Origin of the sequence: Lactimicrobium sp. (assembly GCF_036453465.1) — a bacterium.
In the GTDB taxonomy this organism is placed as follows: Bacteria; Bacillota_I; Bacilli_A; order Erysipelotrichales; family Erysipelotrichaceae; genus Bulleidia.
In genome coordinates, this window is the sequence record NZ_JAZHUW010000014.1 from 39,467 (window position 1) to 50,393 (window position 10,927).

12 protein-coding genes are annotated in these 10,927 nt (G+C 49.3%); all 12 read left to right on the forward strand.

Annotated elements, in window-relative coordinates; all coding sequences use genetic code 11:
- The first annotated feature begins 75 nt into the window (after positions 1–75).
- The 12 genes from SOI44_RS05160 to SOI44_RS05215 all read left to right on the forward strand — a co-directional run bounded on the left by SOI44_RS05160 (position 76) and on the right by SOI44_RS05215 (position 10,823).
- Complete coding sequence (locus SOI44_RS05160; RefSeq protein ID WP_331348159.1) at positions 76–1,221, forward strand: homoserine dehydrogenase; 1,146 nt, start codon at positions 76–78, stop codon at positions 1,219–1,221.
- Positions 1,218–2,555: an aspartate kinase gene (locus SOI44_RS05165; RefSeq protein WP_331348160.1), complete on the forward strand. Its 1,338-nt coding sequence runs from the start codon at positions 1,218–1,220 to the stop codon at positions 2,553–2,555. The genes SOI44_RS05160 and SOI44_RS05165 overlap by 4 nt, the downstream gene beginning before the upstream one ends.
- Complete coding sequence (locus SOI44_RS05170; RefSeq protein WP_331348161.1) at positions 2,552–3,535, forward strand: aspartate-semialdehyde dehydrogenase; 984 nt, start codon at positions 2,552–2,554, stop codon at positions 3,533–3,535. The genes SOI44_RS05165 and SOI44_RS05170 overlap by 4 nt, the downstream gene beginning before the upstream one ends.
- Positions 3,536–3,574: 39 nt before the next feature.
- The gene (locus tag SOI44_RS05175; RefSeq protein ID WP_331348162.1) at positions 3,575–4,408 is read left to right on the forward strand and encodes a hypothetical protein; all 834 of its coding nucleotides are present in this window, start codon (positions 3,575–3,577) and stop codon (positions 4,406–4,408) included.
- A 154-nt stretch (positions 4,409–4,562) separates the two neighbouring features.
- On the forward strand, positions 4,563–4,763 hold the full coding sequence (locus tag SOI44_RS05180; protein ID WP_331348163.1) for a hypothetical protein: 201 nt from the start codon (positions 4,563–4,565) through the stop codon (positions 4,761–4,763).
- A 66-nt stretch (positions 4,764–4,829) separates the two neighbouring features.
- Positions 4,830–5,657 carry an energy-coupling factor transporter ATPase gene (locus SOI44_RS05185; RefSeq protein ID WP_331348164.1) on the forward strand — a complete coding sequence of 276 codons (828 nt, stop codon included), beginning with the start codon at positions 4,830–4,832 and terminating at the stop codon, positions 5,655–5,657.
- Positions 5,633–6,490, forward strand: coding sequence for an energy-coupling factor transporter ATPase (locus tag SOI44_RS05190; RefSeq protein ID WP_331348165.1), 858 nt, complete (start codon positions 5,633–5,635; stop codon positions 6,488–6,490). Before SOI44_RS05185 ends, SOI44_RS05190 begins: the two co-directional genes overlap by 25 nt.
- Positions 6,483–7,283 (forward strand): energy-coupling factor transporter transmembrane component T family protein, encoded by an 801-nt coding sequence (locus tag SOI44_RS05195; protein ID WP_331348166.1) that lies wholly within the window; start codon positions 6,483–6,485, stop codon positions 7,281–7,283. Before SOI44_RS05190 ends, SOI44_RS05195 begins: the two co-directional genes overlap by 8 nt.
- On the forward strand, positions 7,280–8,320 hold the full coding sequence (truA, locus tag SOI44_RS05200) for a tRNA pseudouridine(38-40) synthase TruA (RefSeq protein ID WP_331348167.1): 1,041 nt from the start codon (positions 7,280–7,282) through the stop codon (positions 8,318–8,320). The genes SOI44_RS05195 and truA overlap by 4 nt, the downstream gene beginning before the upstream one ends.
- Positions 8,321–8,333: 13 nt before the next feature.
- Complete coding sequence (locus SOI44_RS05205) at positions 8,334–9,161, forward strand: hypothetical protein (RefSeq protein WP_331348168.1); 828 nt, start codon at positions 8,334–8,336, stop codon at positions 9,159–9,161.
- Positions 9,121–10,137 carry an SPL family radical SAM protein gene (locus SOI44_RS05210; protein ID WP_331348169.1) on the forward strand — a complete coding sequence of 339 codons (1,017 nt, stop codon included), beginning with the start codon at positions 9,121–9,123 and terminating at the stop codon, positions 10,135–10,137. The genes SOI44_RS05205 and SOI44_RS05210 overlap by 41 nt, the downstream gene beginning before the upstream one ends.
- Positions 10,134–10,823 (forward strand): SDR family oxidoreductase, encoded by a 690-nt coding sequence (locus SOI44_RS05215; protein ID WP_331348170.1) that lies wholly within the window; start codon positions 10,134–10,136, stop codon positions 10,821–10,823. The genes SOI44_RS05210 and SOI44_RS05215 overlap by 4 nt, the downstream gene beginning before the upstream one ends.
- Positions 10,824–10,927 lie beyond the last annotated feature (104 nt).

Here is a 10,927-nt window from a genome sequence, read left to right on the forward strand (position 1 = left end):
TGCATTGACTTCGGTGCAATGATACACTGTCCTCGTTATAAAAACAAGTGTATCTGAAATAAAGACAAGGGGTTCATGATGAAAGTTGGCATGCTTGGCTGTGGTGTTGTTGGCAGCGGTGTAAAGAAGATTCTGGATGAGGGAAAGACGGAGGCAGGCAGTGATCTGCAGCTGACCAGAATCCTGGTGAAAGAGATTGGTGAAGGCATGGATGCGCGCTTTACGGAATGTGCGGATGATGTGCTGGATGATCCGGATATTGATGTGGTTGTGGAATGCATGGGCGGTATTGAGCCGGCTGGTTCTTTTGTGGAAAAGGCATTGGCAGGCGGAAAGTCAGTTGTGACTTCTAATAAGAGGATGCTCGCGGAAAAGGCAGCCCGGCTGTATGCACTGGCCAGTGAACATCATGTCTGTCTTCTGGACGAAGCAGCCTGCGGCGGCGGGATTCCCTGGATGGCGAATCTGAAACGGATTGCGCGCATTGAACCGGTATCTTCCTTTCAGGGAATCTTCAATGGGACAACAAATTACATTCTTTCGCGCATGGAAAAGGGCGGCGCAGACTTTCAGAATGTGCTGAAAGAGGCACAGAAGCTTGGCTATGCTGAGCGTGATCCAAGTGATGATATTGACGGTGTGGATGCGGCTAATAAAGTTGTGCTTTCCTGCATGCAGGCATTTGGCGTGTATATGCCGGTTTCTTCTGTAGAGACTTTCGGCATCCGTCATATTCAGGCATGTGATTTTGCCTGGGCAAAGTCACATGGCTTAACAATCCGGCTGCTTGGAACGGGTGAGAATCACAATCATGCGGTATCAGCATGGGTGATGCCTGCTTTTGTCAAAGCAGACAGCCTGTATGCATCGATCAGTGCCAATGACAATGTGCTCGTAGCACATTCACAAACACTTGGCACGTCTGCCTTTGCGGCACCGGGTGCCGGCAGTCTGCCAACAGCCCATGCGGTGGTGCAGGATCTTCTGGATCTGTATGAGGGACGATGTGCCAGTACGGCAGTGATGCCGGATGCAGTGATGGATCAAAGCAGTGTGATGGGACGTTATTATGTGCGCACGGAAAATGCATCTGTGTTTGAGGATGTGAAGCAGGAAGATGCCGGGGATGCTTTGATCACCCGGGAAATATCTTTGATGGATCTTTGTGCAAGAGTCAGAAAGTCTGGGGATGAGAAGCTGTTTGCGGGGGTGATTCTATGATCAAGGTTGCCAAGTTCGGGGGATCTTCGGTTGCCAATGCGGTGCAGTTTGCCAAGGTGAAGAAGATTGTTGAGGCAGATGCTGGCCGCAAGTTTATTGTGACAAGTGCGTGTGGCAAGGAATCCAGTGATGATCATAAGGTGACGGATCTGCTCTATCTGATTGAGGCCCATGTCCGCTATCATGTGTCATATGATTCTTTGTTTCAGGCGGTGCAGGACAAGTATGAAAAGATCAGGAAAGATCTTGGCTTGACAACGGATCTGGATCATGAGTTTGCTTTGATCCGGAAGCTGATTGATGCCAATGTATCAACGGATTATCTTGTATCACGCGGTGAGTATCTGACTGGCAGACTGCTGGCAGAGTATCTTGGGGCTGCGTTTGTGGATGCGGCGGATGTGATGAGTTTCCGCTATGATGGCTCGATTGATATGGCAGTGACGGGTGAGAAGCTGGAGAAGGCCGCGGCTGGTGCGGACCGGATTGTGATTCCGGGCTTTTATGGGGCAATGCCCAATGGTGCGATCAAGGTCATGACCCGGGGTGGATCGGATATTACCGGTGCTGTGATTGCCAACCTGGTGGATGCGGATGTGTATGAGAACTGGACGGATGTGTCGGGCTTTCTGGTGGCAGATCCGCGTATCATTGATCATCCGCTGCGCATTCCGCGTATTACCTATAATGAGCTGCGGGAAATGAGCTACATGGGTGCCAATGTTCTGCATGATGATGCTGTGTTCCCGGTCAGACAGAAGAATATTCCGATCAATATCCGCAATACGAATGATCCGTCCAATCCTGGTACGATGATCATGGAGGACTGCAGTGAGATGGATGCTCTGGAGCCGCCGCATGTGATTACCGGCATTACCGGCCGCAAGGGGTTTACGTCCATCAATGTAATCAAGGCCCACAGTTCTACGGAAGTCGGCTTTCTGCGCAAACTGCTGGATGCCTTTGAAAAGTACAATGTGTCGGTGGAATCCGTGCCGGTGACCGTGGATACATTCTCGGTGATTGTGCAGAGCCGTGCCGTGGATCAGAATCTGTATGAGATTGTTGGTGAGATCAAGAATACGCTGCATCCGGATGATCTGCGTATTGAGGATCATCTGTCTCAGATTGCTGTGGTTGGCAGAGAGATGCGCAATCGGCCGGGTATGTCTGGTGCGCTTTTATCGGAGTTTGGCAATCATGCCATCAATATCCGGACGATTTCACAGAGCTGTGATGAGCTGACCATTGTGGTTGGTGTCAATGACAGTGACTTTGAAAAAGCCATTCATGCGATCTATGATAAGTTTATTTCCGAGGAGAAAAACAAATGAAAGTTGGAATTGTTGGCGCTACGGGTGCGGTTGGCAGACAGATGCTGGACTGTCTGGCAGAAAGAAAGATTGACTGCGATGAGATCCGGCTGTTTGCGTCAGAGCGTTCTGTTGGAACTCTGATTCCATATCAGAATGATCAGCTGATGGTGGATGAGGTGAAACCTGGCTGTTTTGACGGCCTGGACTTTGTGCTTGGTGCGGTTTCCAATGATCTGTCGAAGCAGTTCCGCCCGCTGATTGAAAAGGCTGGTGCTGTCTATATCGATAATTCCAGTGCATTCCGCCTGGAGAAGGATGTGCCGCTTGTTGTCCCGGAGATCAATGGCGAGGATGCTTTGAAACATCATGGAACGATTGCCAATCCGAACTGTTCGACGATTATTACGTATATGGCGGTGGCACCGATTGCCCGTCTGTCTAAGCTTGTATCTTTGACGGCTTCAACGTATCAGGCAGTCAGCGGTGCTGGTATGAAGGGCATTGCCGAGCTGTCTACAGAAGTAGAGGATGTCCGCCAGGGCAGGGAAATTACTCCGCATGTGTTCCCGGCCCAGATTGCGTATAACTGCATTGCAGATATTGGATCCATGACGGACAATGGCTATACAACCGAAGAGATGAAGATGCTCAATGAGGGCAGAAAGATCATGCATTTGCCGGATCTGAAAGTGACCTGTACATGTGTGCGGGTGCCGGTGTTCCGCAGCCATGCAATTTCGGTGTGTGCTGTGTTTGAGGATAAGCTGGACTTGAATGAAGTGAAGAAAGCGATTTCGGCATTTGACGGGGATGTGTATGATGATACTGTTCCGACGCCTTTAATGACGAGCAATCAGGATAAGGTGTATGTGGGCCGTCTGCGGCGTGATCTGGTGAATGATAATGGCATTGCTTTGTGGTGCTGCGGGGATCAGATCCGCAAGGGTGCGGCTGCCAATGCGGTGGAAATCATGGAGTATGTTTGCAAACATGCCTGATGTGCTAAAATAAAGGCAGCGAAAGGAAATGACAGGGTTATGTTCCAGAAAACAGTACTTGGTGCACTTGTTGTGGCAGCGGCTGCTGCAGCAGTGCTCGTAGTGAAAGAGCTTCGTGACCGCCGGCAGGATGATGACGAAGACGATCAGGATGAAGACGAAGAAGAAAATGCAGGCGTCAATGATGACGACGATGAAATTCACTTTGTCGAGATCAGGGATGACAGTGAGGAAAACAAGGGTTCTGCCCATCTTGATGGCGTAAAGATGGATGATAATGATGAGGAAGAGGATGAGGATGACGATGTGGAAATCCACAAGTTTGATTCCGCGGATCATCATGAGGAAGATGTAAAGGAAGAGCCTGAGAAAGAAGAGGAATCTGAGGAAAAAAAAGCAGCAGCGCCACAGGTGAATGAGGAGGAAGGTCCTCATGAGATTCCCATCAGTGATGGTGAGGATGCAGAGGAAACATCTGCGGCGGATGATAAAGGTGAAGAAGCAGAATCCCCTTCTGAGGATGAGGATTACAGTGATGAGGTAAAGGAAGTGGCGGATCTGTATCCGTATCTTAAGCCTGCCTTCATCAAGGAGATTCTGGGCCGCAATGATGCATATAATGCACAGTTCCCGGAAGATACACTTGTTTGTGCGGTGCATCATGTGAAGTTTGCAGATCTGCATTCATTGCTGCGCTTTGAGGGAATTCTCAATGATGCAGGGTATACATGCACGCATCAGGAGGATGGCAGCGTGCAGGCCTCCAAGCGTTTCTTTGTGGAGGATGGCGCCATCATTTCTGATATTCTCAATGTAGCCAATCAGGCATCAGCTCTTGGCGGCAGCTATCAGGACTGCGATCTGATTCAGTAAGCAAACATAAAGCCCTGCGGGGCTTTTTTTGTACATTCCAGCCTGCTGAGTATCGTGATTGACAGCCAGCCTGCTGCTGGGCGCTGCCCTGATTGGTTTAAGCTATTCATTGCCGACGTCAGCGGTGGTGATGTTAACAAGGGATATGTCTGGCATGGCACAATACAGTCATGTGTATCCAAAGATCACTCTTGCCGGCACTATTGCCAATGCGCCTGGTGTGTCATTGCTGGGATTCATGGTGGATTTGTTTCACAGCTATGTACTGGTGCTGGTGAATGTTGTATGCATGGCAGTATTCCTGATTGTGATTACATGGGTGTGCTATCAGAAGAAAATGGCAGAAACGGCCTGATCTCTGCCGGCGTTTTGGGTGTTTTTGCCTGTTGTGATCTGCACAATCGTGTATAATGACCCTGCTATGTCAATATTGCAGGTAAAAGATCTGAACTTTTCCTATGAAGAAGGCGTCCCCACGATCCGTGACGTCTCTTTTAGCGTGGAAGAGGGCAGCTATACGGCCATTATCGGCCATAATGGATCGGGTAAGTCAACAGTTGCTAAGCTGATTGCGGGACTGCTGGATAAATCTTCGGGTGAAATCACCATTGACGGTCTGGATCTGACTCTGGAAAATCTCAATGCCATCCGCAGCCGGGTTGGGGTTGTGTTTCAGAATCCGGACAATCAGTTCATTGGCTCCACGGTACGGGATGATATTGCCTTTGGTCTGGAGAATCACTGTGTGCCGCATGATGAGATGGAGGGGATCATTGATACGTATGCGGCAAAGGTAGGCATGACGAAGTATCTGGATCATGAGCCGACCCGTCTTTCCGGCGGTCAGAAGCAGAGGGTTGCCATTGCCGGTGTGTTGGCCATGAAGCCGAAGATTCTGATTTTTGATGAGGCTACCAGCATGCTGGATCCCCAGGGCCGCCAGGAAATCCGGCGGGTGACAAAGCAGCTCCATGAGGACCGCGGACTGACAATTCTTTCAATTACGCATGACATTGATGAGGTTGCGTCCAGTGACCAGGTGATTGTCATGGCCGGGGGCAGATGTGTGATGCAGGGAACTCCTGCTGAGATTTTCCGTCAGGAGAAGAAGCTGAAGGAGATTCAGCTGGATATTCCGTTTTCTTTGAAACTGCAGGAAGCTTTGGTGAAGCGTGGGGTTGTGCTGCCCCGTGATCTGACGATTGACAGCCTGCTGGAGGATTTATGCCGATACAGTTCGAACATGTAACTCACATTTACAGCGAAGGGACGCCGATGGCCTATACGGCGCTCAATGATCTGGAACTTTCTTTGACGGAGGGAAAGATGACGGCCATCATCGGCCAGACCGGATCTGGCAAGAGCACACTTGTTCAGCATCTCAATGCCTTACTGCTGCCGACAAAGGGAACAGTATATGTTCTGGACCGTAAGATTGAGGCTGGGTCACGTCCCAAGGGACTGAAGTCTCTGCGCGGGGATGTCGGCCTTGTTTTCCAGTTTCCGGAGTATCAGCTGTTTGAAGAAACGGTGCTGAAGGATGTTTCGTTTGGACCGAAGAACTTTGGGGCAAGTGAGGAAGAAGCGGTTGAAAAGGCAGAGAAGGCACTGCAGCTGGTTGGCTTTGATAAAGCACTGTATGAGCGCAGTCCGCTGGAATTGTCAGGTGGACAGAAGCGGCGGGTTGCCATTGCCGGTATTCTGGCTATGGATCCAAAGATTCTGGTGCTGGATGAGCCGACGGCAGGTCTGGATCCCCGGGGCACTGTGGAAATGATGTCTTTGTTTTCCAAGCTGAATAAAATGGGCAAGACGGTGCTTGTTGTGTCTCATGACATGGAGCAGGTATTCCATTATTGTGATGAGGTTGTGGTGATGGCAGATGGCAAATGCCGCCTGCATACGAGCGTGAAAGAATTCTTTAAAGACGGTTCGATCTGTGAGAGCCTGAACATTGTACCGCCTGCGATTGTACAGATGAAGGACGGCCTGAAGGCGAAGGGCTTCCAGGTGGATGATGATATTGTGGATATAGAAGCACTGGCAGACTGCATTGCCAGGCAGGTGAAGAAACATGAATAACATTACACTGGGACGTTATATTCCTCTGGATTCACCTGTTCATAAGCTGGATCCGCGGGCTAAGATCATGGCCATGTTAATCATGCTGGTGGCAATTTTCTTCCCGGCGGGATGGCTTGGCTATGCCATCATCTTTGCGGTTGCAACATGTGAGATCCTGATTGGCAAGCTCAGCTTTTCCTATGTCTGGAAGAGCATGAAGCCGATGCTGTTCATGATGGTTTTCCTGCTGATTGTCAACTCGTTTGTCATCAAGGATGGCATCCGTCTGTTTGGCATTGGCAAGTGGGGCCTGTATACCGGTGCGCTTTCTCAGACCGCCTATATTGCTGTGCGTCTGTTATTGATGATCATGATCACAACCTGTCTGACGGCAACGACCAAGCCGCTGGATATGACACTGGGCATTGAGGATCTGCTGCAGCCGTTTACGGTGATTCATGTACCGGCTCATGAGATTGCGATGCTGATATCGATTGCCTTACGTTTTATTCCGGATCTGATTGATGAGACACTGCGTATCATGAAGGCACAGGAAAGCCGCGGTGTGGATATGAAGGAAGGAACGATGAAAGAGAAGATCGTTGCCATCCTGTCTTTGATTGTGCCTTTGTTTGTCAGTGCGTTCCAGAGAGCAGAGGATCTGGCCAATGCCATGGAAGCCAGAGGCTATGCGCCTGGTGAGCCGCGCACCCGTTATAAGATTCTGAAAATGCATTCTTCAGACTGGCTTTTTATTGCCGGTGCCTGCGGTGTGCTTGTTTTGATGATTCTGCTGGCATACGTGATATGAACCGCTACCGCTGTGTTGTGGAGTATATGGGTGGAAAGTATGATGGCTGGCAGTCACAGACATTGGGTACTTCCATTCAGGAACATATTGAAGCTGCCTTGTTAAGAATTACCGGAAAAAAGACAAATATCATTGCCTCGGGCAGAACGGATGCGGGTGTCAATGCCCGCATGCAGGTGTTCATGTTTGACACCGAGCGGGAAATGAAGGAACGCAAGTGGATGGGTGCGATCAATGCCTTTCTGCCGGATGATATCCATATTCTGGATGTCCGTCTTGTGACGTTCCGCTTTCATGCCCGCTACAATGTGAGATGGAAGAAGTATGCCTACCGCATCAATATCGGTCCCTATGATGTCTTTACCAAAGACTATGAGTATCAGTGTCCGATCAAACTGGATGTTGAAGCAATGAAAGAAGCTGCAAAGTATCTTGTCGGCACTCATGACTTTACGTCTTTGAATTCTTCGCCGTTAAGTGAGTATCCGGATCAGACCAGGACAATTCTTTCGATTGATCTGCAAGAATATGACGGTCATATTACGATTACATACTGCGGCAAAGGTTTTCTGCGCTATATGGTACGGATGATGAGTGCCCAGCTGATTGAGGCTGGCCGCCACCGCATCAAGCCGGAAGATATTGAAAAGATTCTGGCTGCTAAATCCCGTACAAAGGCAAGGCGCAATGCGCCGGCCTGCGGGCTTACTTTGGAAGAAGTGAATTACTTTGAGATTGCTGCACTGGATGCCGGCGGTATGATCCGGGAATATCTGCTGCAAGATGATCTGCCGGAAGGATTGACCTTGAAAGATACTGAGGCAGAAATGGAAAACAGGACCTATCCGCTGCATCTTGTGATGACAACAAGGCACTCACAGCAGATGCTGGCAAGAGTGATTGTCATGCCGGAGGAAACGCAGATTGTCTCAGTGTGCTCAGAAGGCAGGGATGAGGCAGTGTCACTGCTTGAACAGTTCCGGCAGTGGCTTGGGCTTTGCGGCCTGGATGAAAGGATGCCATTGATCATCCGCTGACAGGAGGTGGCTCATGCTGTATATTGCATCGGCATTGTATGAGGAAGTTCGTCCGTTGATTGAGAAAATGCAGCTGAAGAAAGAGGCAGGTGTCCGCGGTCTTCAGCTTTTTTCCAATGAGAAGCTGAAATGTGCTGTGTGTGGAACCGGGCAGCTCAATGCGGCATCATCCATTGGCACACTGCTGGAAAAAGAGCAAGCCGGCAATGGGGACATCCTGCTGTGGTATGGCTGTGCAGCTGGTCTGAAGCCAGGCATGTATCAGGCCGAAAGTATTACCGATACCATTACTCATCGGACATATTATCCGGATTTACTGCTGGAGACAGTGCTTCCACTGACAGGCTTTTTTTCCGGATATCAGCTGTATGAACAGCAGGATGCACAAATGGATGAAACCCATGGTATCTATGAGATGGAATGTGCAGGTGCTGTGGCAGCTGCAGGCAAAGTGATGGGACCGCATCAGTTGTTCTTTGTGCGTTTTGTATCAGATGACGGTCATGGAAAGATCACGCTGCAGGTCCTGCATGATTTGTCTTTGCAGTATGCACCGATGCTGGAAGCGCTTATTGAAAAGCTGCTGGCATATCAGGAGTTGATTTCAGAGAATACAGAAACAGATCATGAAGAAATCATCAATGCATTAGCTGAGAAGCTGCATGCAACATCCACGATGCGTGCCAAGATTGCCCAGCTGCTGCGCTATGGGCATGCGGCCGGCATTGATACAGATCGTTTTGTAAAAAAGGTGCTGTCGGCAGAAGTCAGGGATAAGGAACAGGGAAAGCAGGTGCTGCATGAGCTTGAAAGAGACATTGTTACAGCCAAAGTTCACTGAGATCTATGTGGAAGAAGGCATCCGGACACAGGCAGATTCTATCCTGTCTCATTTTCCCAATGCCCATATCATCATGATTCAGGATTATCGGGATGTGTTTGACAGACCCCGGCAGTCCTATAGCCTGCAGCACAAAAGCCAGAAGCTGATCCTGGCCAGGAAAAAAGATGGTTTCCTGTATCCTGGTTCACCGGTCTGTCAGTCCTTTGGCAATCCGTATTTCATGTATTCTTCCTGTGTGATGAATTGTGTCTATGACTGCAGCTATTGTTTCTTAAAGGGCATGTATCCGGGTGGAAACCTGGCGGTATTCGTGAATCTGGAAGATTATTTTGATGCAGTGGAGAAAGAACTGCAGAAACATTCTTTGTATCTTTGTGTTTCGTATGATGCAGACCTCTTGTCTTTGGAAAGTATCCTTGGCTATGGCCGGGCATGGAGTGAGTTTGTCCGGAAACATGATAATCTGACGATTGAAATCCGGACCAAGGGAACGTTTGATACATCATGGCAGAAGATGACAGTTTCAGACAGGACGATTCTGGCTTTTACGCTGTCTCCGGAAACGGTAATTGCCAAAGAAGAAAAGGGAACACCTTCTCTTTCTGCCCGGCTTGCTATGTTACAGAAGGCAATGGACCTGGGCTTTCCGGTGCGGATCTGCTTTGATCCGGTGCTGATGTGTCCGGATCAGAAGCAGGCATATCAGGATCTTGTGGAAAAGATTGCAACGGCAATTGATCTGCAGAAAGTGCGGGATTTTTCGCTTGGCAGTTTCCGGCTGTCAAAGGTATATATGGCCAGAATGCGCCGGCAGTATCCTGACAGTGCCGTTCTGCAGTATCCGTACGTATGTGAAAAGGGCTTTTATCATCTGCCTGCCCGGATTGAGACAGAGATGACAGATAGCATTGTAGAAGCTCTGGCAGAACATGGCATTGGTAAAGAGAAGATCTTTTTCTGGAGGGAATCATGAAGCAGGCACTTGTGACAGGCGCAAGCCATGGCATTGGCAGAGCCATTGCCATGCAGTTATGTAAAGATGGCTGGGAAGTATGGGGCATTGGCCGCACCTTCCAACAGCAGACATATCCGTCTTCCTTTCATCCCATCATCCTCGATCTGCTGGATGATCAGAATGTTCTATCCTGTCTTGATGAGCTGGATCTTGATCTGTCTCTGCTTGTGAACAATGCCGGCTGTGCATATTACGGGCTGCATGAGTTTATGAAAGACAGTCAGATTCAGCAGATGGTGCGCCTGGATCTGGAAGAGCCGATGCGCTTATGCCGGTACTATGGCAGAAGGCTGCGGGAAAATCATGGCACGATCATCAATGTTGCCAGTGTGACCGCACTTGGTGCCAGTCCGCATGCGGCTGCGTATGGTGCTGCCAAAGCAGGCCTGCTGGCTTTTTCCAGATCGCTGTTTGAAGAAGAAAGAAAGCATGGCATGAAGGTAATCTGCCTGATGCCGGATTTGACAGAAACGGATCTGTACCGCCATGCGGATTTCCAGCCTGGCAAAGAGAATGACTGTCATCTGGAATCTGAGGATATCGCCCTTGCTGTACATGATCTTCTTGCAATGCGGGCAGAGATCTGTCCCTGTGAAATGGTCATACGTCCACAGCGGAATGTAATTTGTAAAAAAAGAAGTTGACAGATAGGAGGGAAAAAGGGTAAGATCATGAAGCTTCTTCAGAAGGGATTCAGGAATCAGGAAATGATCATGGATCAGCAGTCATAAACTTCGAAAAAAAGTTG